Source organism: Microbacterium sp. NPDC006705, assembly GCF_044903545.1.
Taxonomy (GTDB): Bacteria; Actinomycetota; Actinomycetes; order Actinomycetales; family Microbacteriaceae; genus Microbacterium; species Microbacterium plantarum.
The window spans coordinates 2,009,820-2,032,423 of sequence record NZ_JBJDQQ010000001.1; the positions used below are offsets into that span (position 1 = coordinate 2,009,820).

At 70.0% G+C, this 22,604-nt stretch carries 22 protein-coding genes; 13 read left to right on the forward strand and 9 right to left on the reverse strand.

Annotated elements, in window-relative coordinates:
- The first annotated feature begins 6 nt into the window (after positions 1 to 6).
- Positions 7 to 1,353 (forward strand): APC family permease, encoded by a 1,347-nt coding sequence (locus tag ACI2K6_RS09605; RefSeq protein WP_323986868.1) that lies wholly within the window; start codon positions 7 to 9, stop codon positions 1,351 to 1,353.
- Here ACI2K6_RS09605 and ACI2K6_RS09610 read toward each other — a convergent pair.
- Positions 1,338 to 2,108 (reverse strand): IclR family transcriptional regulator, encoded by a 771-nt coding sequence (locus ACI2K6_RS09610; RefSeq protein WP_323986866.1) that lies wholly within the window; start codon positions 2,106 to 2,108, stop codon positions 1,338 to 1,340. The two genes, ACI2K6_RS09605 and ACI2K6_RS09610, sit on opposite strands and share 16 nt — an antisense overlap.
- Positions 2,109 to 2,270: 162 nt before the next feature.
- Between ACI2K6_RS09610 and ACI2K6_RS09615 the strand changes: the two genes are divergently transcribed.
- From ACI2K6_RS09615 to ACI2K6_RS09635, 5 genes are all read left to right on the forward strand, one after another.
- Positions 2,271 to 3,206: a carbohydrate ABC transporter permease gene (locus ACI2K6_RS09615; protein ID WP_023953611.1), complete on the forward strand. Its 936-nt coding sequence runs from the start codon at positions 2,271 to 2,273 to the stop codon at positions 3,204 to 3,206.
- Positions 3,203 to 4,111, forward strand: coding sequence for a carbohydrate ABC transporter permease (locus ACI2K6_RS09620; RefSeq protein WP_269268368.1), 909 nt, complete (start codon positions 3,203 to 3,205; stop codon positions 4,109 to 4,111). Before ACI2K6_RS09615 ends, ACI2K6_RS09620 begins: the two co-directional genes overlap by 4 nt.
- A gap of 28 nt (positions 4,112 to 4,139) precedes the next feature.
- A complete protein-coding gene (locus ACI2K6_RS09625) occupies positions 4,140 to 5,426 on the forward strand; it encodes an extracellular solute-binding protein (RefSeq protein ID WP_404568481.1) in 1,287 nt (428 codons plus the stop codon).
- Positions 5,427 to 5,516: 90 nt separating this feature from the next.
- Complete coding sequence (locus tag ACI2K6_RS09630; RefSeq protein WP_404568482.1) at positions 5,517 to 7,772, forward strand: FAD-dependent oxidoreductase; 2,256 nt, start codon at positions 5,517 to 5,519, stop codon at positions 7,770 to 7,772.
- A gap of 29 nt (positions 7,773 to 7,801) precedes the next feature.
- Positions 7,802 to 9,856 (forward strand): alginate lyase family protein, encoded by a 2,055-nt coding sequence (locus ACI2K6_RS09635; RefSeq protein WP_404568483.1) that lies wholly within the window; start codon positions 7,802 to 7,804, stop codon positions 9,854 to 9,856.
- Positions 9,857 to 9,961: 105 nt separating this feature from the next.
- Here the strand turns inward: ACI2K6_RS09635 and ACI2K6_RS09640 are convergent, their stop codons facing one another.
- Positions 9,962 to 10,984 carry a zinc-dependent alcohol dehydrogenase family protein gene (locus ACI2K6_RS09640; RefSeq protein WP_404568484.1) on the reverse strand — a complete coding sequence of 341 codons (1,023 nt, stop codon included), beginning with the start codon at positions 10,982 to 10,984 and terminating at the stop codon, positions 9,962 to 9,964.
- An 87-nt stretch (positions 10,985 to 11,071) separates the two neighbouring features.
- Here ACI2K6_RS09640 and ACI2K6_RS09645 point away from each other — a divergent pair, with 87 nt between their 5' ends.
- Positions 11,072 to 12,061, forward strand: a complete 990-nt coding sequence (locus ACI2K6_RS09645) for an arsenic resistance protein (protein ID WP_404568485.1) — start codon at positions 11,072 to 11,074, stop codon at positions 12,059 to 12,061.
- On the opposite strand, the gene ACI2K6_RS09650 is transcribed toward ACI2K6_RS09645, so the two are convergent.
- Together ACI2K6_RS09650 and ACI2K6_RS09655 are read right to left on the reverse strand one after the other, a co-directional pair.
- Positions 12,044 to 13,018: an intradiol ring-cleavage dioxygenase gene (locus ACI2K6_RS09650; protein WP_404568486.1), complete on the reverse strand. Its 975-nt coding sequence runs from the start codon at positions 13,016 to 13,018 to the stop codon at positions 12,044 to 12,046. The two genes, ACI2K6_RS09645 and ACI2K6_RS09650, sit on opposite strands and share 18 nt — an antisense overlap.
- Before the next feature lie 107 nt (positions 13,019 to 13,125).
- A complete protein-coding gene (locus tag ACI2K6_RS09655; protein WP_404568487.1) occupies positions 13,126 to 14,511 on the reverse strand; it encodes a DUF222 domain-containing protein in 1,386 nt (461 codons plus the stop codon).
- Positions 14,512 to 14,708: 197 nt separating this feature from the next.
- Here ACI2K6_RS09655 and ACI2K6_RS09660 point away from each other — a divergent pair, with 197 nt between their 5' ends.
- Both ACI2K6_RS09660 and ACI2K6_RS09665 read left to right on the forward strand, forming a co-directional pair.
- Entirely contained in the window at positions 14,709 to 15,041 is a 333-nt protein-coding gene (locus ACI2K6_RS09660) for a DUF3140 domain-containing protein (protein WP_269268357.1), read from the forward strand.
- Positions 15,042 to 15,085: 44 nt separating this feature from the next.
- Positions 15,086 to 15,892 carry an alpha/beta fold hydrolase gene (locus tag ACI2K6_RS09665; protein WP_269268355.1) on the forward strand — a complete coding sequence of 269 codons (807 nt, stop codon included), beginning with the start codon at positions 15,086 to 15,088 and terminating at the stop codon, positions 15,890 to 15,892.
- A gap of 19 nt (positions 15,893 to 15,911) precedes the next feature.
- Here the strand turns inward: ACI2K6_RS09665 and ACI2K6_RS09670 are convergent, their stop codons facing one another.
- Entirely contained in the window at positions 15,912 to 16,304 is a 393-nt protein-coding gene (locus ACI2K6_RS09670) for a GIY-YIG nuclease family protein (protein WP_404568488.1), read from the reverse strand.
- Positions 16,305 to 16,399: 95 nt separating this feature from the next.
- Positions 16,400 to 17,323, reverse strand: a complete 924-nt coding sequence (locus tag ACI2K6_RS09675; protein ID WP_282501708.1) for an NADP-dependent oxidoreductase — start codon at positions 17,321 to 17,323, stop codon at positions 16,400 to 16,402.
- Between the two features lie 119 nt (positions 17,324 to 17,442).
- Between ACI2K6_RS09675 and ACI2K6_RS09680 the strand changes: the two genes are divergently transcribed.
- Both ACI2K6_RS09680 and ACI2K6_RS09685 read left to right on the forward strand, forming a co-directional pair.
- On the forward strand, positions 17,443 to 18,093 hold the full coding sequence (locus tag ACI2K6_RS09680; protein ID WP_269268352.1) for an acyl-CoA synthetase: 651 nt from the start codon (positions 17,443 to 17,445) through the stop codon (positions 18,091 to 18,093).
- A complete protein-coding gene (locus ACI2K6_RS09685; protein WP_112615279.1) occupies positions 18,090 to 18,419 on the forward strand; it encodes an amino acid transporter in 330 nt (109 codons plus the stop codon). Before ACI2K6_RS09680 ends, ACI2K6_RS09685 begins: the two co-directional genes overlap by 4 nt.
- An 80-nt stretch (positions 18,420 to 18,499) precedes the next feature.
- Here ACI2K6_RS09685 and purB read toward each other — a convergent pair whose 3' ends face one another.
- Positions 18,500 to 19,882 carry an adenylosuccinate lyase gene (gene purB, locus ACI2K6_RS09690; RefSeq protein WP_274179515.1) on the reverse strand — a complete coding sequence of 461 codons (1,383 nt, stop codon included), beginning with the start codon at positions 19,880 to 19,882 and terminating at the stop codon, positions 18,500 to 18,502.
- Between the two features lie 27 nt (positions 19,883 to 19,909).
- Positions 19,910 to 20,386, reverse strand: coding sequence for a low molecular weight protein-tyrosine-phosphatase (locus ACI2K6_RS09695; protein ID WP_112616901.1), 477 nt, complete (start codon positions 20,384 to 20,386; stop codon positions 19,910 to 19,912).
- A 143-nt stretch (positions 20,387 to 20,529) separates the two neighbouring features.
- Here ACI2K6_RS09695 and ACI2K6_RS09700 point away from each other — a divergent pair, with 143 nt between their 5' ends.
- Together ACI2K6_RS09700 and ACI2K6_RS09705 are read left to right on the forward strand one after the other, a co-directional pair.
- Positions 20,530 to 20,829, forward strand: coding sequence for a hypothetical protein (locus ACI2K6_RS09700; protein WP_274179514.1), 300 nt, complete (start codon positions 20,530 to 20,532; stop codon positions 20,827 to 20,829).
- Positions 20,826 to 22,130, forward strand: coding sequence for a hypothetical protein (locus ACI2K6_RS09705; protein ID WP_282501706.1), 1,305 nt, complete (start codon positions 20,826 to 20,828; stop codon positions 22,128 to 22,130). Before ACI2K6_RS09700 ends, ACI2K6_RS09705 begins: the two co-directional genes overlap by 4 nt.
- 27 nt (positions 22,131 to 22,157) lie before the next feature.
- On the opposite strand, the gene ACI2K6_RS09710 is transcribed toward ACI2K6_RS09705, so the two are convergent.
- A complete protein-coding gene (locus ACI2K6_RS09710; RefSeq protein ID WP_274179512.1) occupies positions 22,158 to 22,565 on the reverse strand; it encodes a phage holin family protein in 408 nt (135 codons plus the stop codon).
- Positions 22,566 to 22,604 lie beyond the last annotated feature (39 nt).

The following is a 22,604-nucleotide window of genomic DNA, read 5'->3' on the forward strand; positions in this document are numbered from 1 at the left end:
GATGCGATGACCAACGACACCAGTGCGCTGATCGCCGACGATCGGCCTGGACTGAAGCGGGCCATCGGAACCCCCCTCCTGTTCGCCTTCATCGTGGGCGACACCCTCGGCGCCGGCATCTACACGCTCGTCGGAACGATGGCGACGGACGTCGGCGGTGTGATCTGGCTGCCGCTGCTGATCGCGCTCGTCGTCGCGCTGCTCACCGCCGGCACCTACGCGGAGCTGATCACGAAATACCCGCACGCGGGCGGCGCCGCCCGTTACGTCGACAAGGCGTTCGGCATCCCGTTCCTGTCGTTCCTCGTGGGCTTCCTCATGATGGCGTCGGGCATCACGACGGCGGCGGCGCTCGCGAACGCGTTCGCGGGCGACTACTTCGCCGCGCTCTTCGACATCCCGCCGATCCCCGTGGCGATCGCCTTCATCGCGGTACTCACCCTCATCAACCTGCGGGGGGTGCGCGAGTCGCTCGCCACGAACTTCGTGGCGTCGATCATCGAGGTCTCGGGCCTGGTCATCGTCATCTTCGTCGCGGCGATGGTCTTCGCCGGGGGCGGTGGCGAGCCGGCGCGCATCTTCGAGTTCGCCCCGGATGTGCCTCCGCTGCAGGGGGCGTTCGCGGCATCCATCGTCGCCTTCTTCTCGTTCCTCGGCTTCGAGGCGGCGGCCAATATGGCGGAAGAGGTGAAGAACCCGTCGAAGTCGTACCCGCGAGCCCTCTTCGGCGCCATCATCACCGCGGCGGTCGTCTACCTGCTCATCGCGATCGGCGCCGTCATCGTCGTGCCGCCGGCCGAGCTCGCCGAGTCGACCGGCCCGTTGCTGGATGTCGTGACCGCGAGCGGCGTCGCCATCCCGCCGTGGCTGTTCAGCCTCATCGCCCTTGTGGCCATCGCCAACGGTGCCCTGCTGTTCATGGTCATGGCCAGCCGCGTGGGCTACGGTCTCGCCGAGTCGGGTCTGCTGCCGCACGCCTTCGGCCGTGTGCTGTCGAAGCGCCGCACGCCGTGGGTCTCGATCCTCGTCGTCGCCGGTGCCACGATGCTCCTCACGGTCCTCGGCGACATCGGAACGCTGGCCGAGACGACGGTGCTGCTGCTCCTGCTGGTCTTCCTGTCGGCGAACATCAGCGTCCTGGTGCTGAAGAAGGACAAGGTCGAGCACAAGCACTTCTCGGTGCCCCGGGTCGTGCCCGTGCTCGCGATCATCGCCAGCGTCGTGCTGCTCACCCAGCAGACGGGGCCGGTGTGGCTGGGCACCGCCGGTTACATCGTGGTCGGGACGATCCTGTTCTTCATCGCGCGGGCGGGGCGTCGCCGCTCGGACCGCAAGGCTCAGGCCGGGCCCTGATAGCCGAGGCCCGAGCTGATGCGGTCGGCGGTTTCGACGACCGTGCGGCCCAGCTCCGCGCCGCGGGCCTCGAGATCGATCGCCGTGAGCGGACCGGAGATGGATACGGCCGCGACGATCTTCCCGCTGCGGTCGAGGATCGGCGCGGCGGTCGAGGCCCGTCCGAGCACGAACTCCTCGACCTCGATCGCGTAGCCGCGTCTCGCGGTCAGCGCGACCTCGCGGTCGAGCGCTTCGTGCGTCGTGATGGTCGCCTCGGTGAAGCCGGGCAGCTCCGGCAGCAGTCGCAGGCGCTTCTCGCGATTCGTGCCGATGAGCGTGGCCTTGCCGATGCTGGTCGCATGCAGCGGCACGCGCTGCCCCATCAGCGTGTGCGACTTCGGTGACAGCGGCCCTTCGAAGTTGCAGAGGTAGACCAGCTCCGCGCCGCGGAGGAGGGCGATGTTGACGCCGAGACCGATCTCTCCGGCGAGGCTCTGCGCGATCTGACGGCCGACTCGGTGTACCCGGTTCTGATTGATCGCGATGCCCGCGAGGGTTATGAGCTCGGCGCCGAGGAAGTACAGCGACGTCTGCGGATCGCGCTCGACCAGCCCGCCGGCCTCGAGAGTCGCGAGCAGGCGGGACGCGGTCGACTGACCGATCCCGGCTTCGCGCGCGACATCGCTCACGCGCATGGGTTCACCCCCCGAGAAGGTCTCGAGAACCGTGATCGCCTTCTCGACGCTCTGATTGGCGCCCTTCTCCGCAGCCATGCTTCCTCGCTTTCGCCGCCGATGTCCGTCACCCCATTATGCACATAGTGCATGACAGTTGCGCACTATGCGCACGTCGTGCACTCTGAGTTCGGCGACGCGGATAGTCGCCACCCCCGGGAGTCGCAGACGACGGCCCGGACGACGAAACGAAGGACGACGATGACCTCTTCGAGCGTGACCGCTCACGAGAGCCCCGGGCGGGGCCGACTCGGCTCGCGGCTGAGCGAGCGCACCTTCCTGGTCTTTCTGCTGCTGCCCGGGTTCGTGCTGCTCTGCGCGATCGTGCTCTACCCGCTGCTGCGGTCGCTCGTCTCGGCGTTCTTCGACGAGAATCTGCTCTATCCGGGCATGGAGTTCGTCGGGCTCGAGAACCTGTCCGCCGTCCTCGCAGATGACTTCGGTCGGCTCGTCTGGCAGACCCTCATCTTCACCGTGGGAGCGACCATCGCGCCGTTCCTGATCGGGCTCGCGCTCGCGCTCGTGCTGAATCAGCGCTTCCCGGGCCAGCGCATCCTGCGGGGCGCCTTCCTCATCCCGTGGCTGATTCCCGGCGTCGTCGTCTCGTTCCTCTGGATGTGGATCTTCGACGCCAACTACGGTGTGCTCAACGGCATCCTCATGAGCCTCGGCGCCATCGACAGTCCGGTCGCCTGGCTCTTCCAGACCGACACTGCTCGCGGCGCGCTCATCATCGCGAAGACGTGGAACACCTTCCCCTGGGTGATGGTCATGCTGCTGGCCGCACTGCAGACGGTCCCCGGCGAACTGCACGAGGCGGCCTCGATGGACGGAGCCGGAGTCGTCCGCCGATTTTTCGCCGTGACGTGGCCGCACATCCGCGGCGTCGCCGCTCTGGTCGTGCTGCTCGAGTTCATCTGGAACTTCCAGCACTTCGACACGATCTTCGTGCTGACCGGCGGCGGTCCCGCGGGCACCACCAGCACTTTCGCCACCGAGGTGTACGACACCGCTTTCCGCGGTTACGACCTGGGTCACGCCGGCGCGCTCGGCATCGTCTGGATGGCGCTGCTGACGGTGCTCGTGGTGGTGTACGTCTGGCTCTCCGAGCGCGGCGAGAAGGAAGGCTCACGATGAGCACCATCACCCCCGTTCCCACGCCCGCACCCGCGGCATCTCACTCGGCCGCCCCGGCGCAGCCGGCTCCGACCCGCCGCCGACGCGGTCGCATCCGCTGGGGCATGTGGACCGCGCTCGCGGTGATCGTCCTCTTCGGCTTCGCCCCCGTGTACTGGCTCCTCGTGACTTCGCTCACCCCGAGCGACCGCGTGTTCGCCTTCCCGCCGTCCCTCTTCCCCACACAGGTGACGTTCGAGCACTACGCGACGGTCTTCGGCAACGAGCAGATCTTCGGCTACCTCCGCAACAGCGTGATCGTGTCGGTTGTGACCGCCGTGCTGTCGGTCGTGGTGTCGATGTACATGGGATACGCCTTTTCGAAGTATCGCTTCGCGGGCCGCAAGTCGCTGATGTACTTCGTGCTGTCGAGTCAGATGTTCCCGCAGGCGCTGCTGCTCGTCACGCTCTACCTCGTCTTCGCGCAGTTCGGTCTCCTGAACACCTACCTCGCGCTCATCCTGTCGTTCACGACCTTCACCCTGCCGCTGTGCGTCTGGATGCTGAAGGGCTTCTTCGACGCGCTTCCCGACGACCTCATCGAGGCGGCGCGCATCGACGGCGCCGGTCCGTGGCGCATCTTCCACTCGGTCGTGTTCCCGCTGGCGGCGCCGGGGTTGGTCGCGGCCGGCCTGTTCGCCTTCGTCCGCGGGTGGAACGACTTCATCTTCGCGCTCACCCTCGCCGGGCCCGATCGGCAGACGCTGCCGCCCGGCCTCGTGAACACCTTCATCTCCGAGGCCAGCACCTCGTGGCCCGCGCTCATGGCGGCATCCCTCGTGGTGTCGGTGCCCGTGTGCGTCGCGTTCATCCTGCTCCAGCGCTTCCTCGTCGGCGGCATCACCGCCGGCGCGGTCAAGGGCTGATCCACCCACCCGATTCGAAGGAGAATTCATGGTCCAGGACATCTCGCGGCGCACGCTGCTGCGGTACTCGGTGTTCGGCATCGGCGGCGCCGCCGTGCTCGGGCTCGCCGGCTGCGCCCCGGGAGATTCCGGTGCGCCTGCCGCGACACCCGGCGGCGGCACCGCCACCGACTTCACATTCTCGTCGTGGAGCCTGTCGGAGGAAGCGGCGAAGCCGGCGATCGAATCCGCCCTGTCGAGCTTCCGGCAGGCCGAGGGCATCGAGATCGACACGGTCGCCTATCCGTACAACGATTACCTCAATCAGCTGACGCTGCAGGTGCGAGGCGGTCAGTTCGCCGGTGCCGCGCAGCTCGACGTCGCCTGGCTGTCGGCGCTCGCCGCACTCGGGAAGCTCACCGACCTGTCCGCGTTCACGCAGGGCAAGGGGTACACCGACGCCGCACTGGGGGCGGGCAAGTCGGACGGCAAGCAGCTCGGACTGCCCTGGACGATCGGCGCCGTCGGCCTCATCGGCAACGCCGAGCTGTTCGACCGTGCCGGGGCGTCGCTCACCCCCGCCACGATCGAGGAGTTCGAGGAGGGCCTGCGTGCGCTCAAGGGGATCGGGGTGATCCCCTACGCGGCGAGCACGAAGGCCGCGCAGCTCAAGGACATCGTCGTGTGGATGCAGACCTTCGGATCGCCGATCGTCGACGGCGACGAGTCTGCGATCGGAGACGAGGCGTCGATCAAGGCCGTCGAGTGGTATAAGAAGCTCTACGACGAGGGGCTCATCGCCCCCGACGTCGACCGTGCCGCGGCGCGAACCCTCTTCGCCCAGGGATCTACCGCGATTTACGACGATGCCCCCGTGGGCAAATCCGCCGTGCTCTCGCAGTCGCCCGATGCTTCGCTCGGCGACAAGATGACCCCGATCGCCCGGCCGGTGCTGAAGGCGGGCCAGACTCCGCAGCACGTCCTCTGGGGGCACCTCATCGTCGTCGTCGACGGCGAGGGGGCGCAGACGGCGGCCGACTTCGCGTCGTGGCTCACGAGCGACACTGCGCAGAGCGAGACGTACTTCACCGCGCTCGGCCTACCGCCGACGACAGATGCCGCGCTGTCGTCGAATGCGGTGACCTCGAACGCCTTCGTCGAGGCGTTCACGTCATCGGTCACCGCGACGGCGAAGCCCAGTCCGTTGTGGAAGTACCCCGCCTACGGACAGATGGAGACCGCGATCGCCGAACAGGTGCAGGCGGTGCTCATCGGCCAGGCCCAGCCCGCCGCGGCGATGAAGAGCGCGGGGGAGGCGATCTCCCGCCTGCTCTGAGCCCGCCCTTCTCACCGCTCGATCAGACCGCCATCCGACCGGCGGGAGCCGTCTCGCTCCCGCCGGTGATCCCCCTGCCCTGAAGGAACCATGCGCACTCAGAACATCGAATCCGACATCACCGTCGTCGGCGGCGGCCTCGCCGGCGTCTGCGCGGCGATCAGCGCCGCGCGGCTGGGGAAGCGGGTGGCGCTCATCGGCAACCGGCCGGTGCTGGGCGGCAACTCGTCGTCGGAGGTGCGGGTCTGGGTCGTCGGCGCGACGTCGCACGGCATCCAGCGGTTCGCCCGCGAGAGCGGCGTGATCGGCGAGCTCTACGTCGAGAACCAGTACCGCAACCCGGAGGGGAACCCCATCATCTGGGACGAGGTCGTGCTCGACGCGGTGCGGGCCGAGCCCAACATCCGGTTGTTCCTCAACACGGATGTGCGCGAGATCGACACCGACGACGTCGACGGCGAGCGGGTCGTGACGGCTGTGCACGGGTGGACGATGGGCTCGGAGATCGCCACGACGTTCCGGAGCCCGTACGTCCTCGACTGCACCGGCGACGGTCTCATCGGGTACCTGGCCGGCGCCGACTTCCGGATCGGTCGCGAGGCCCGCGGCGAGTTCGGTGAGGCGTGGGCGCCCGAGACGGCCGATGACGAGCTCCTCGGCTCGACGATCCTCTTCTACACGAAGGATGTGGGACGACCGGTCGACTTCGTCGCGCCGGACTCGGCGAAGGACATCACGGCCACCCCGATCCCGACGTCGCGGATCCTGCGGTCCGGCGACTCGGGCGCGCACTACTGGTGGATCGAGTGGGGCGGCCACCTCGACACCGTGCACGACAACGAGGCGATCCGCGACGAACTGCGCTCCGTCATCTTCGGCATCTGGGACTACATCAAGAACTCGGGCCGCTTCGACGCCGACACCCTCGATCTCGAATGGGTCGGCACGATCCCGGGCAAGCGCGAGTACCGCCGATTCCTGGGGGACCATGTGCTGACCCAGAACGACATCCTCGATCAGGTCGACCACCACGACGCGGTCGCGTTCGGCGGCTGGTCGATCGACCTGCACCCGGTCGAGGGCATGTACGCCACCGAGGCCGGGGCTCACCAGCGGTACTCGAACGGCATCTACGGCATCCCGTTCCGCAGCTACTACTCGCGCAACGTCGCGAACTTGCTGGTGGCGGGGCGCGACATCTCGGCGAGCCATGTCGCGTTCGGCTCGACCCGTGTCATGGCCACATGCGGCGCGGGCGGCGAGGCGGCGGGAACCGGAGCCGCGCTCGCGCTCGACCTCGGGGTGCGTCCGCGCGCGCTGGCTGCCGACCACGCCGACGAGCTGCGCCAGGTGCTCCTACGCCAGGATGCCTCGGTGTTCGGCGTGCGCAACACCGATCCGGCCGACCTGGCGCGGCAGGCCCGCGTATCAGCGTCATCGGTGGCGACCACGCTCGACCCCGTCGAACTCGTGCCGGATGCCGCTGTCGCCGAGCACCCGCTCGACTCCGACCTCGGCGTGCTCGTCCCGGTGGACCCGCAGCTCGACGGCGTCGACGTTCTGCTGAAGGTGGCCCGCGCTGCCACCCTCACCGCCGGGCTGTGGACCACCGGGCGGCGGCAGAACGCGGTTCCCATCGACGAACGGATGCGGGTCTCGGTCGACGTGAGGGCAGCCGCCGACCCGCAGTGGGTGCGGTTGCCGCTCGTGTGGACTCCGGATGAGCCCGAGAACGTCGTCGTGGTCCTGGGCGCCGATCCCGATGTGAGCGTCGTCCTCGCCGAGGCGCAGGTGCCGGGAGTGCTGACCCTGCCGCACCGACCTCAGGCCGACGGTGATCAGAACGTCGCCGTCGACGAGTCCGAGAGCGTCATCGCGTGGCCGGCGATCCCGATGCGAGGACGCACGCCGCGCGTGCGCCTGCATCCCCAGACGTCGGCCTTCGCGGCCCAGCAGGCGGTCGGCGGCTATCAGCGGTTCTTCGGCGGTCCGAACCTGTGGATGTCGGGTCCCGACGACGCGGCGCCGCACCTCGCCCTCGCCTGGGATGACGAGCAGTCGATCACGGCCGTGCGACTGGTGTTCGATGACGACACCGACGTCGAGCTCAACACGCTGCATCACCACCGCACGCCCGACCGCGTGTTCCCCGAGCTGGTTCGCGACTACGTCGTGGAGACCTGCGGCGCCGACGGCGTCTGGGTCGAACGGGTCAGCGTGACGGCGAACCGCCGACGACAGCGTGTTCACGACGTCGAGGTCGACGGGGTCAGGGGCCTGCGGGTGCGGGTGGCGGCCACGAACGGTGCCGCGCAGGCGCGGATCGTGTCGCTGCGCGTGATGTGAACCCCGAAGACCCCGACGAAAGGTACGACATGAAGAATCGATGGAGATTCTCGCTCGCTGTGATCGGAGTCGTCGCGCTCGCGATACCGGCTCTGCCCGCGGTCGCCGCTGCGGCCCCGTCCGCGACGATCGAGGACGGGTTCGACGAGCTGACTCCCGACTGGCTGCCCGCAGCCGGGACGTGGGAGGCGGCGGACGGCGTCGCCAGAGTCGTGCAGCCGGGGGCGTCACGCGGGTCGATCCTCGCGCTGACCGGCCGCGGCCTCGACGGGGAGGCGACGGCGACGGTGACCTTCGCCTCTGCGGGCGGGGGAGCCAGCGCGTGGGCGGGCTTCACGGTGCGGCGCACCGGCACGGCCGATGACTACACGCAGTCCGGTTACACCGTTTTCGTCCGCAACAGCGGCGAGCTGGCGGTCATCCGCGCCGCCGGCGACGGGCAGGTCGCCGTGCTCGGCACAGCGCAGACCGATGCCCGCCCCGGGTCCGGCCCGGTCACGGTCACGGCGTCGCTCGACGGCGAGCGGATTCGGGTCGGCCTCGGCGACGTCGGCGAGGCGACGACGCTGATCGATGTCACGGACGCCGCCTTCTCGGGTAGCGGGTTCGCGCTCGCGGCGCATCGCGACGTCCGGATGTCGGTCGACTCCGTGCAGCTGTCGGGCGTCATCGACCGCGCTGAGCCAGTGCCGACCGACTGCGTCGGCTGGTCGGGTGCACCGGTGACGGATGCGGGTCGCGGCGAGGTGCTCGTCAGCGACGCACGCATCGAGGCGGTGTCGGCGCGCATCGCGGCGGGGGAGCAGCCGCAGACGTCTGCGTACGCGCGTCTGCTCACGGCCGCCGACGCGGGTCTCGAGCGAGCACCTGCTCCTCCGACGACCTTCTTCGTGCCGTTCTTCTACAACGATCCGACCGCGCACCGTGCGGCGCGGGACGGGCTGCAGAACGACGCGAACACCGCCTACGAGCTCGCATTGGCGTATCGCCTGTCGGGTGATGCCCGCTACGGCGCGCACGCCGCGCAGTTCATCGATTCCTGGACCACGACGGTCGAATGCGTTCGCACCCGTGAGGACTCCGCGCTCGCCTTCAGCTACCACTTCCCGGCCTTCGTTCACGCCGCGGAGCTGCTGCGCGGCACGTCGGTGTGGAGCGCGGCGTCCGAGGCCGTGTTCGCCGGCTTCCTGCGTGAGACGGCGGCGTCGGTCGCGGCGTCGATCTTGCATCGCACGAACAACTGGGGCAGCTGGGCCCTCGAGACGACGACCGCCGTCGCGGCCTACCTCGACGACGAGGCGGAGCTCGCCGCTGCGAACGCGCGCGCCGTCGAGCTGCTCGAGCACCAGATCGACGAGAACGGGCACCTTCCGGAGGAGGTCGACCGGAACAACGGCGTCGGCGATTACGGCATCTGGTACACGCACTTCTCCCTGCTGCCGCTCTTCCTCGTCGCCGAGACGCTGTCGGCGCACGGTTACGACGTGCACGATCACGTGAACGCTAACGGGCGCGGGCTCGCGGATGCCGCGGACGCCGCGACGGGGTGGGTCGCCGACCCGGCATCCTTCCCCTATTACACGGGCGACCCGGCGAAGCTCGCGAACGTGCGCACGATCGATTACCTGCGTGAGGCGGGGTTCACGGCGCACAGCATGAGCTACTTCGAGCTCGCGCAGAACCACTTCCCGACCGACGAGCGCGCAGCGCTGCTGGCCGAGGAGGGGCCCATGACGACGATCCACTCGGCGCCGTACCTGAGCCTCACCCACGGTGGACTCGCCGACGTCACGGCGGCTCCCGGCGAGGGTGAGCCGGGCGCGGGTGAGCCGGGTGCGGGAGAACCAGGAGGGGGAACCCCCGGCGACACGGGTTCGCCGGGAGGCTCGTCGGGAGGGTCGTCGGGCACCGGTCCGGCCGGGGCGCCGGGCGGTAGCTCGGATGCCCGGGCGGTCGGCTCGCTCGCGGCATCCGGTGGTGAGGTCTCGCCCGCGCCGCTGGCGCTCGCGGCAGGGCTGAGCCTCGTCGGCCTGCTCCTCATCGTCGCCCGGGTGCGCCGGCGAGCGGTCACGACGCGGCGCTGAGCCAGGTCTGCCGCGGTCCCGCATGCAAGGGATCGCGGCAGACGCGCCGTGCCGGCGGCATCCTCGACGGCGTGTCGGATCGGATGCCGTGCATCCCGGTACCGGTCAGAGGGTGAGCAGCACCTTCGTCGCGCGGCGCTCGTCCATCGCCCGGTAGCCTTCGGCGGCATCGTCGAGGGGCAGGGTGAGGTCGAACACGGCACCCGGGTCGATCGCCCCCGACATGATGAGGTCGATCAGCTCGGGCAGGTACTGCCGCACCGGGGCGGGGCCGCCGTGCAGGTGCACGCCCGATCCGAAGAGCTCGGCGCCGGGCAGCTCGACGTCGTGCGAGACGCCGACGTAGCCGACGTGACCGCCGGCGCGGGCGGAGCGGATCGCCTGCATCATCGATTCCTGGGTGCCGACCGCCTCGATGACGGAGTGCGCGCCGAGGCCGTCGGTGAGCTCTTTGACTCGCGCGACGCCGTCGGCGCCCCGCTCTTCGACGATGTCGGTGGCGCCGAAGCGGCGGGCGAGGGCCTGGCGGTCGGCGTGGCGGGACATCGCGATGACGCGCTCGGCCCCGAGCTGCTTGGCCGACAGGATGCCGAGAAGCCCGACGGCGCCATCGCCGACGACCGCGACGGTCTTGCCGGGGCCGGCCTGAGCGGCGACGGCGGCGAACCAGCCGGTGCCGAGCACGTCGGATGCCGCCAGGAGGCCGCGGATCTGGTCGTCGGTGGGCTCACCCGGGACGACGACGAGGGTGCCGTCGGCGAGGGGCACGCGCAGGCGCTCGGCCTGCGAGCCGAGGCGGCCCATGGGAACGCGGTCGACGCAGTGCGACTGGTAGCCGTCGCGGCAGATCTCGCACGTGTTGTCCGAGGCGATGAACGAGCCGACGACGAAGTCGCCGACCGAGAGCCCGCTGACGTCGTCCCCGATCTGCTCGACGACGCCGACGTACTCGTGCCCCATCGGGATGGGACGCTCGATGGGGTCCTCGCCGCGATAGGGCCACAGGTCGGAGCCGCAGATGCAGGCCGCGGCCACCCGGATGACGGCATCCGTGGGCTTCTCGATCGTCGGGTCGTCGCGTTCCTCGACGCGGACGTCGCCGGGGGCGTGCATGATGACTCCGCGCATGGTGGCTGTCCTTCCGTAGCGGTTCTCCCATTCCACCTCATGCGACGGCTGCCGGGGTGCTTCTGGCCTCCGGTGCGGCATGCTGGCATGATGCGGGCGCTCGCGGTGATCGAACGGCACCAAGCGGCGATGTTCCTGGTGGCGCTGGTCGTGGGTGGGGTCGTAGGGCTCGCGATGCCGCGCTTCGCTGAGGCGATCGAACCGGCGCTCACCCCCGTGCTGGGCGTCCTGCTGTTCCTCACGTTCCTCTCGATCCCGCTCGTCGGGCTGCGGGAGGCCGTCCGTGACGCACGGTTCATCGGGGCCGTGATGGTCGCGAACTTCGTCGCGGTCCCGGTGGTCGTATGGCTGCTGTCGCGGTTCGTCGCCCATGACGCGGCGCTTCTGCTGGGCGTGCTGCTGGTGCTGTTGACACCCTGCGTGGACTACGTCGTCGTCTTCGCGGGCCTCGCTGGAGGATCGCGTGAGCGGCTGCTGGCGGCGACGCCGCTGCTCATGATCACGCAGCTGCTGCTTCTGCCCGCGTACGTGTGGGCGATGGCCGGGGGCGAGTCTGTCGCAGTCATCGATCCGCGCCCGTTCGCCGAAGCGTTCGTTCTGCTCATCGTCGTTCCGCTTGCGCTCGCCGCCGTCGCGCAGGCGGCAACGCGCCGTTCGCCGCGCGTCGGGTCGGTGTCGTCCGGGCTGCTGCGTGCCATGGTGCCGGTGATGATGCTGACGCTATTCGTCGCGGTCGCCTCGCAGACGGCCGCGGTCGGGGATGCGATGGTGTCGCTGGCGCCCGTCGTGCCGATCTTCGTCGCGTTCGTGCCGTGCGCAGTGATGGTGGGGATTGTCGCGGGCCGTCTGGCCGGACTCGATGTCTCGCGCCGGCGGGCGGTGGTCTTCAGCACTGTGACGCGCAACTCTCTCGTCGTCCTGCCGCTCGCACTCGCCCTGCCGGCGTCATTCGCGTTGACTCCGCTCGTAGTGGTCACGCAGACGCTCGTCGAGCTCGTCGCGATGGTCGTGCTGGTCGCGGTCGTGCCCCGGCTCATGCGCGGCCGCGGCGCGCAACGGTCAGGGTCGGCGGGGTGAGACCCCGCCCGGAGCGGCGCCCGCCGCGGGGGTCGTCGTCGTGTCCACGCGAGCGGTGAGCGAGACGACGTATCCGGATGTCGTGTCGCCGGTGACGGTGGCCAGCTGGAGGGCGCCTGCATCGTCGCCGAACACGTTGTCGGAGGCGAGCGAGACCTGCGCAAGATTGCGCGCGGAACCGCTGTAGGCGGGGAGCGCGTAGACGGTGCTGCAGACGTCCCCGGGGAGGGCGACCTGTGACGTCGCGATGGCATTCGCGGCGTCGGTCATCGCCGCCGCGTCCGGGTAGACCTCGAAGTGGATGTGCGGCCACCGGCCCGTGTAGCAGGCGGGAATGATCGAGGTGAAGGTGACGACGCCGGACGCGTCGGAGACCTGCACCCCTCGCAGGTAGGTCTCGTTCTCGATCCCGTTCGAGTACATCGAGTACCCGCCGTCGGCGTCGCAATGCCACACGTAGACGGCGGCCCCGGCGAACGGCATATCACCTCGGGCGGTGTCGAGGATCGTGAGCCGGAGGGTCATCGGCACGCCGTCCGCGGTCGCGCCGCCCTCCAGGGACGATCGGATGTCGCTGCGGACGATGCCGGAGCGCTCGAGGACGTCAGGCCCGTTCGAGCCGTCGCCGGGGTAGGGGCCGGCGGTCTCGTCAGGGATCTCGCCGGCGGGCAGGCCCGAGTTCGCGGTGGCTGTCGCGGACGGTGTTGCGGTGGGTGTCGCGGTCGGTGTCGCCGTGGGTGATGCGGCGGGCGAGGCCGTCGCCGTGGGAGTGCAGGCCGCGAGAGCCGCGGCGCCCAAGCCGAGGCCGGCGAGGCTCAGCATGGAACGCCGGGTCATCAGCGTGCGGATGTCGAACGGGGCGCCCTGATCGACGACCTCGTCGTCGGCGCGGTCGAGCAGGCGGCCCTCGTAGGCCGGTCCCGCAGGCGTGTGATCGGGTTCGGGGATGCGGCTCACGTCTGACTCCTCGGTCGGTTGTGCACCGAGCATCGCCCGCCAGCCCATCCGTATCGTTGGATAGACCTATGCGCCGGATATGAGACCCACGCGAGACGGCCGCGCTGTCAGAAGGGTGGTCTCTCCGGTGGTCCACCCGTGTCGATGGTGAAGCAGACGGCCGGTATGGGAACGTCTTCGCGATACACCCGGCCGAGGGGTGAGGTCCATTCGAGAACGCCTCCGCCGAGCTGTCGGACTTCCCATTTCGTGAATTGCTTCATGGAGTGGTGTCGTTGGCAGAGGTGGGCGAGGTTGAAGATGTGGGTGTGCCCGCCGAGGGCGTAGTCGATCGTGTGGTCGAGCTCGCAGCGGATCGCGGCCCGGCGGCATCCGGGGAACCGGCAGTGCTGATCCCGCGCCATCAACAGTTTCTTCATCGAAGCGGTGGGCCGATACGCGTCGATCTCGACTGGTGTGCGGGTGACGGGGTCGATGAACAGCCGGTCCCACTCGCTGACCTGCCCGGCGAGCTCGCGCGCCGTATCGGCATCGATCAGCGCACCCCCGACGGCTTCGGCGGGGTTCTCGTCCTTGCCTATCAACGTCTCCGCGGTGACGGCGACCTGAACGCGGGCGCGGATCGCGCCGAGCCCACCAGCTCGGTCCGTTCCGTAGGTCGGGTCGACCACGGGCGCCCCGCCGAGGACGAGGTCACCGAGGATGTCGGCCCGCAGCTGATCCATGGTCCGCGTATCGGCGGGCTCGCCGGCCCCCGCGGCATCCGCCGCCGAGCTCTCCGCGGCATCCGCCCCGCCCGCCCCGGCGCCCTCCGCCCCGGCGCCCTCAACCCGCGCGTCCTTCACCGACTGTCCCATCTGCGTGAGCCGGTCGAGCATCCCCGCGGCGATGACGGTCGGAAGGTTGGCGACGAGGTTCGACATCCCGTCTGTTCCGTGGAACACCCGCACGCACCGTTCCGCGACCGCGGTCTTGTGTCGCTCGGTGAAGTTCTGCGGGTGCAGCCGGGCCGCCAAAGCCTCCAACGCACCCCGTACCCGCGACGGCACATCCCGCTCACAAACCGCGATCGCCGCTTCCGCGAACGAATCCCGCACCTCATCCGGAAGCCTCGCGCCGACGCGCACGACGACATCGACGTGTCCGCGTTCGATCCGCCGCTGGGCCCACGCCTCGAACACGGCCGGGTAGTCGTCGATGACCGTCATCGCGTGGTCGATCTCACCCTGCAACCTGCGGTCGGTGAGTCGCGCCATCCCGGCGGCCTCGGCCGCGACCGACCGCAGCTCCATGTCCGACGCCATCCCACGAACTCCGTCACGGTGCGCCTCACGCAACGCCGACCGGCCCAGCTCCGCCAACGCACGAACCCGCGAAACATCAGCCGCATGGAACTGGTCGAGCGCTTCCGCGAACACGGAGAACGCCTCGGCGTGCGGCGACGCAACTGCGGTGCCATCACCCGCGAGCCCCCGACCGCCGTTCGATGTCATGTTCCCATGATGTCAGCACCTTCCGACATCCTCGACGAACCTTTGTTCGATGGTGGATAAGTCGCTGAGGACGCGGACTGTGCAGGAAACGCCCAACCTGCCGACGACAAAAACCACGAAAAGGCGGCATAAACGCGCTGACTCATCGTGCTGTCAAGAGGATGCGGCCGGGCAGACGCCGCGGGCACCATCGCACCATGAGCGACGACGACGACCAGACGCGGCACGACTTCCGCGACGCCGTGAACATGAGCCCCGCCGAGCTCGAGAAATGGCTCGACACCGACGAGTCGAAGGAGGTCGGTCAGAAGGACGGCGGCGGTGAATCGACGGGCCACCAGTCGGGGCGGCGCATCGTCGACCTCCTGCGGACGAAGAAGGACGACCTCACCGAATCGGACCTGAAGCACATGCGCAAGGTCGTCGGCTACGTCAACCGGCACCTCGCACAGCGCCCCTCGGGCGACATCACCGAGACCGCCTGGCGCTACTCACTCATGAACTGGGGCCACGACCCCGCGAAGAAGTGACCGCCTCCGCCGAGCAGGCCTCCGCCGAGCAGGAGAATGGAACCGTGAGCATCCCCGCGTCCTCCGGTCTGACCGAGCTGCCCGAACCGCGATTCGTCCTCGTGGGCGAGGACGGCCACCGCATCGCCACCTACTCGTGGGGAGAGGACGACCTTCCGACGGTGGTCGTCGTGCACGGCTTCGCGTCGAACACGAAGGACAACTGGGTCTCGACCGGTTGGGTGCGCGACTTGCAGCGCGCCGGTTTCCGCGTCCTTGGCCTCGATCAGCGAGGACACGGTGCGAGCGACAAGCCGCATCGTGCCGCCGACTACGACCTGCACCAGCTCGCCTCCGACGTCGAAGCGGTGCTCGACACGTACCTCGTAGACACGGCGATGTACGTCGGATACTCCCTGGGAGCGCGCGTGGGCTGGGAGGTGCTGCAGGACTTCTCCGCGCGCATCACCCGCGGCGTGCTGGGCGGCGTGCCCGACGGCATCCCGCTCGCCCGCCTCGACATCGATCAGGTGCGAGCGCTCGTCGAGAACGGTACCGAGGTGACCGATCCGGTCACGCAGAACTACGTGCGGCTCACCGAGCGCGTTCCCGGCAACGACCTGCGCGCGCTGCTCGCGATCGCCGGCGGGATGCGCGCCTCGGGCACGGTGGACCCCGACCCCGCCAACGCGCCGGAGCAGCCCGTGCTGTTCGCCACAGGTTCTCGTGACGCGATCATCGAGGGATCGAAGGCCCTCGCCGCCGCCACCCCGCAGGGACGCTTCGTCGAGATCCCCGATCGGCACCACTTCAATGCGCCCGGCTCGCGGGTGTTCCGTCAGACCGCGATCGAGTTCCTCACCGGAGGATGACGCGGCGGCGGACGTCGCCTCACGACGACGCCCGTCGGTAGGCGTCGCCGAGCCAGCGGTCGTAGGCCAGCCACGGCTCGGATGCCGCTGCCCGCAGCGTCTCGATGTGCGCGGTCAACGGACCGGTGAGCGTGAACCACTCGCCGCCCTCTCGCAGTGCCGCGAACTCGCGGTGTCGCTGCTGTTCGAGGGGCCGACCGCCGCGCTCGAATGCGAGGAGCTCGTCATGTCGGATGGCGGCGAGCCGCTGCCGTGGCCGCTCGCTCGTACCGATCTTCACGCGGGCGCCGAATCGCAGGTAGTAGACGACGGCCACGACCGGGCGGGGCAGGTCGGCATCGAAAGCGTCGCCGAGTCGCCACCCGCAGCGCCCGCAGATCCAGTGGTCCGACGCAGTGCTGATCTCGCCCACGCGCCCGCCGCAGACGCGGCACGGAAACGGCATCTCGGATATCGAGGAGGCGGGCACGACTCCAGGATCGCGCCCGCCTCCGACATCCACGCCCGTCAGACCGTGACGACGATCTTGCCGCGGGTGTGCCCCTCTTCCAGACGCGCGTACGCCGCCGCGGCGTCGTCGAGCGGGAAGGTCTCGGCGACCTCGACCCGCAGCGAGCCGTCGGCCGCAAGACGCGCGAGCTCGGCGAGCTGGGAGGCATCCGGGCGCACCCAGATGTAGTTGCCGCCGAACTCGGATGCCGCGCGCGGGTCGGCGATCGAGGTGACGACGCCGCCCTCGCGCAGCAGGTCGTTCGTGGAGTCGAGCGAGCTTCCGCCGGCGAAATCGAGCACGACGTCGACGCCCTCGGGAGCGATCTCGCGCACCCGGTCGGCGAGGCCGTCGCCGTAGACCACGGGCTCGGCGCCGAGCTCGCGGAGGTAGTCGTGGTTGCGCTCCGACGCGGTGCCGATCACGCGCGCGCCGCGCAGGCGCGCGAGCTGCACGCCGAACGAGCCCACGCCGCCGGCCGCGCCGTGGATGAGCACGGTCGACCCCTCGCCGACGGCCGACCGCTCGATCGCCTGCAGCGCGGTCAGGCCGGTGAGGGGGATCGCGGCGGCCGCGGTGAACTCGAGACCCTCCGGCTTGCGCGTGGCGGTGCGCACGGGAACAGCCATGTATTCGGCGACCGATCCGCCGCTCACGACATCGGCGCGCGCGTAGGCCAGCACCGGGTCGCCGACCTGGAACTCGGGAGTGTCCAGTCCCACCTTCTCCACGACGCCCGCGACATCCCAGCCCGGCACCGCCGGCAGCTGAACGTCGAGCAGGCCCTGGAGGTATCCCTCACGCACCTTGTAGTCGACGGGGTTCAGGCCCGCGGCCACCACGCGCACCACGAGGGTGTCGGGTCCGATGTGGGGCATCTCCCGATCGGTGATCTCGAAGCGGTCGTTGCCGCCGAACTCGTTGTACGTCAGTGCCTTCATGCGCAGGACAAACGCCGGGGCGGCCGGCAGGATTCCCGACGGGATGCCGCTGACGGGCGCTCTCTCGGGGCGGACGCGTAGAATCGGGGGCATCCCGTTCTGAAACGCGAGAGTCCGCCGTGTCTGCAGCATCCGCCGCCCGCACCTTCGAGGTGCGGCATGTCCAGCTCGCGCGCGCCCTTTTCGCGGCCGTCGCCGCCGTCATGATCACGTTCTCGCCCGATCACTCCGCCGCCGTGGGCATGTCGGTGTTCGGCGGGTTCGCCACCGCGACGGCGATCGTCTTCTTCGTCGGAGCGTGGCTGACGCGCCGCGCGGGCCGCCGTGCGCTGCCGATCGCCCTCGGGGCGGTCACCCTCGTCGCCGCGATCCTCGCTGGCATCCCGCCGTTGCGGACGACGACCGGCTTCTTCGTCATCGTCATCTCGTGGGCCGCGATCACGGGGGCCATAGAGCTGATCGGCGGCATCCGCGGTCGCCGCTCCGGAGCTCCGGCCGCGCGCGACGAGGTGCTCATCGGTGCGATCACCCTCCTGCTGGTGGTCGGCCTGCTGCTGGTCAACCCGGCCTACCGCCTCGATTACGTCATCGAGGAGGCCGGCGCCTTCACGCTCACCGGCATCACCATCGGCGTCGGGCTGTTCGGCGGCTACGCCGCGATCGTGGCGGTCTTCCTCGGAATCGCCGGCTTCTCGCCGCGGCGCGAGGAGCTCGCGCCCGCGGCATCCGTCCCGTCATCCCCCTCGTCCGATCCGGAGGTCGCATCGTGAGCGGCGAACACCCCACCCGCCGCGAGATCATGCGTCCGGTCCAGCTGCTGGGCCTCGCGTTCGTCGCGGCGATCTTCTCGGGTGTCATCACCCTCGTGTCGATGGGCGCGTTCCAGGCGCTCCCGCGCGAGTCCGTCGAGCGTGCCGTGGTCGTCGCCCTGATCGTGGCGGGGATCGCCTTCATCGCGACGCTCGTGATCATCGCGCTGCTGATGCTCGCCGTCGATCCTGCTCAGGTGAGCAAGCGCGTCGACCGCCCCGTGCTGTACCCCGACGAGTCGGAGACCCCCGACGACTCGGCGTCCGGCTCGTCGCCCCGGCGCTGATTCAGCCGCCGAGCGCGTACCGTTCACACGAAAACGCACCGCCCCCCGAGCGTTCTCGGCGGGGCGGTGCGTTTTCGGCGTCAACCGAGGCGTGAGACCAGGTCGTCGGCGAGGCCGGCGTAGCCGGCGGGGGTCAGGGCGAGCAGGCGCTCCTTGGCGGCATCGCCGATGTCGAGGCCGCGCACGAACTCGGCGAGCTCCGGTCCGCCGACGCGGCGACCGCGGGTCAGGTCCTTGAGGAGCGCGTACGGGTCGGTGATCCGCGAGCGACCGGCGGCGATCTCGGCGCGGACGACGGTCTGGATCGCCTCGGCCAGCACCTCCCAGTTGGCGTCGAGATCGGCCAGCAGCACGTCGCGCGACAGCGAGATCTCGGTGAGCCCGCGCTGCAGGTTGTCGAGGGCGAGCAGCGAGTGGCCGAAGGCGACGCCGATGTTGCGCTGCGTCGTCGAGTCGGTCAGGTCGCGCTGCATCCGGCTCGTGACGAGCGTCTGCGCGAGCGTCGAGAACAGACCGCCGGAGATCTCGAGGTTCGCCTCGGCGTTCTCGAACCGGATGGGGTTGATCTTGTGCGGCATCGTCGACGACCCGGTCGCGCCGGCGACGGGGATCTGCGCGAAGAAGCCGAGCGAGATGTAGGTCCAGACGTCCGTGGCGAGGTTGTGCAGGATGCCGCCGGCGTGCCGCACCCGGTCGTAGAGCTCGACCTGCCAGTCGTGCGACTCGATCTGGGTGGTCAGGACGTTGAAGTCGATGCCCAGTCCCTCGATGAACGAGCGCGAGAGCTCGGGCCAGTCGACGTCGGGCTCGGCCGCGAGGTGCGCGGACCAGGTGCCGGTCGCGCCCGAGAACTTCGCGAGGTACTCGCCGCCCTCGATCTGCTTCGCGACGCGGGCGAGGCGCCACGCGAACACGGCGATCTCCTTGCCCATCGTCGAGGGGGTGGCGGGCTGGCCGTGCGTACGCGAGAGCATCGGGGCGTCGCGGTGCTCGCGGGCGAGGTCGCCCAGTGCGTCGATGACGGCATGCAGCTTCGGCAGCCAGACGTTCTCGACGGCGCGCTTGACGGTGAGGGCGTAGGAGGCCGAGTTGATGTCCTCGCTCGTGCACGCGAAGTGCGTCAGCTCGGCGATCGCGTCGAGGCCGAGGGTCGACAGCCGGTCGCGGACGAGGTACTCGACGGCCTTCACGTCATGGCGGGTGACGGCCTCCTTGGCGGCGAGCCAGTCGATCTCGGCCTGACCGAAGTCGCGGTAGAGCCCACGGAGCTGGGTTTTCTGCTCATCAGAGAGCGGTGAGCTGCCGAACAGGCTCCGGTCGGTGAGGGCGATGATCCACTCGACCTCCACCTCGACGCGGGCGCGGTTGAGACCGGCTTCCGAGAGGTAGTCGGCGAGGGATCCGACGGCGGCGGCATACCGGCCGTCGAGCGGGCTCAGGGGCTGCGGGGGCAGAGAGGTCACGAGGCTCCATTCAGTGTGAACGGGCGCTCAGGACGTGGTGCGGATCGCGGGTTCGAGCTGCCGGAAGAGCGCCCGGCTCGCGCTCTCGATCATAGCGAGCACCTCGTCGAACATTCCGGCGTCGCCGTAGTAGGGGTCGGGGACGTCCAGATCGCCTCCCGCTTGCGCGTCGAACGACATCAGCAACCCGAGCTTGTCGGTGTCGGCCGTCGTGCGCGCCCAGTTCGACAGCACGCGCTCGTGCGACCGGTCGAGCGCGACGATCAGGTCGGAGCGATCGAAATCCGTCAGCGTGAAGCGACGGGCCCGATGCCCCCGCCCGTCGTAGCCGCGGCGTTCGAGCGCCTCGAGCGTGCGTCCGTCGGCGGGCTCGCCGACGTGCCAGTCGCCCGTTCCCGAGCTCGCCGACACGACGCGGTCGCCGAGCCCGGACTGGTCGATGAACCAGCGGAAGACCACGTCGGCCATGGGGGAGCGGCAGATGTTCCCCGTGCAGACGAACATGACGCGGAAGGGCTCGGCGCGTCGGGTCACCGTCCCATTCTGGAGGATCGAGCCTTTCCTGCACAGACGTATCGGCGCACGCGCTCGTCCCCGGTGGCGTCGAATGAGGATGCCGCGTCCGCGCGGGCGGGCATCGTGGCGGGATGACCTCGCCTCTCGTCCTCTCCTCCGGTCTCGGACGCGAGTCCGCCGCAGCGCGGACCCTCGAGATGATCGCGTCGTTGCGGGCACGGCTTCCCGCTCTGCGCGACGAGCTCGACGTGATCCGTCGCGGCGCGGCGGATCTCGACCACGACACCGCCTGGCGCGCCCGCGCGGCCCGCGGCTACCGTGACCGCCTCGCCGACTGGCGCGCGCGAACGGATGACGCCTCCGCTCGAATCGAACGCCTCGACGACGAACTGCGCCATGTGCAGGCTCGCCTCGTGATGGGTGGCCCGTGAGCGATGACTCCCTCGACATCCGCGATGGCGGGGTCATCGCGGTCGACACGGAGCGGCTCCGGATGGCGGCCGCCGTGCTCGTGAGTCTGTCGACGGGCTGCGGTGGACTGTGCCGCGCCTTCGAGTCCACGACACGCGAGCTCACCGCGCACGAGGCGACCGCGTGGCCCGCGGCGGCGCTCGGCGCCGACCTCGCACGACTCCTCGACGAGCTCTCGGCCGAGGCATCCGCCCTCGCCGGAAAACTGCGGGATGCCGCAGACGTCTATGACATCGTCGAGCTCGAGGCGGCGCGTCGGGCCGCTGCCGGCGGTGACCGGCGGGTGACGGATTCGCTCGACCGGCGCATCGACGAGGCGCGCGAGCGTTCGTCCGGGGCGGCCGCACGCGCCGACCTGCTACTGGCGACGTGGCCGCTGCTGCGGCACGGTGAGCTCCAGCGCCAGATCGGCGGCGCTGTCGTGCCGCTCGGGCTGCTGGGCGGGGCCGCCGTCGCGGGCAGCGGCCTCGCGTTGACGGCGCTCGGCGCCCTGGGCCTGGGGCGTGCGACGCCCGACCGGGGCGGGAACGCGTCGCCGCCGCTCGTCGAGGTCACGCGATCAGCGGCGCCCGTGGCGGGGGCGGCTCCGACCACGCTCGCTGCTCTCGCTGCTCGCATGCCCCGAGAAGGCGACCAGATCCGTGTCGAGCGCTACGGAGGTGACGGAAGTGAGCGCCGCTTCGCCGTCTACGTCGCGGGGACCCGATCGCCGCTCGGGTTCGGCGGCCGCGAGCCCTTCGACATGTCATCGAACGTGCAGCTCTACGCGGGCCGCAGCTCGGCGTCGTATGAATCGGTCGTCAGCGCCCTCCGCGCAGCCGGCGCACGGCCGGGAGACGCCGTGCTCGCCGTCGGGTACTCGCAGGGCGGCGCGATCACGTCACGGCTCAGCGTCGGCGGACCTTTCCGCGTCGTCGGCAACGTGACCTTCGGCTCTCCCGTGCAGGCGGATCCCGGCGACGCCACGCTGCAGGTCACGGTGCGGCACACCGACGATCTCGTCCCGGCCCTGCAGTCGGGCGGCCACCCCGATCGTGCCGGCGCGGCGGGCAGCATCGTCGTCGAACGGGTCGCCGATCCGCCGCCCGGCATGGCGGACGTCGCGCTCGGCGCTCACTCGATCGACGCCTACGGCGACACCGCCGCCCTCGCCGACGCCTCGGGCGATCCCCGCGTCGATGACGTCCAGGAGCGCATCGCGGCCTTCGGGGGCGACGAGTCCGCCGAGGTCACGACCTACCGCGTGCGGAGGCCCGACTGATGGCGCGTGCGTGCGCTCGTGCGGGCGTCAGCGGCGGTCGCGGTCGCGGTCGCGACGAGGACGGAACAGGATGCCGGCGACCCAGTTGATCAGCGCGATGACGATGGCCGCGAGCACCGCGAGCCAGAAGCCGCCGATGCGCAGGCCCCAGTCCCAGCCCGAGGTGACCCAGCCGGTGAGCCACAGCAGGAAGCCGTTGATGATGAACGAGATCAACCCGAGGGTGAGGATGTACAGCGGGAACGCCAGCACCTTCAACACGGTGCCGACGATCGCGTTGACGAGTCCGAAGATGAGCGCGATCAGCAGCAGCGTGAGGACGAGCTGCAGGTCGCCGCCCGGCGGGAACGCCACGACCGACACCTCCAGCGCCGGGATCAGCGTCACGATCCAGACCGCGAAGGCGTTGACGATCAGGCGGATGATGAGGCTCATAGTGCCGACAGTCTCCCACGGGGCCTCCGATCCGTCATC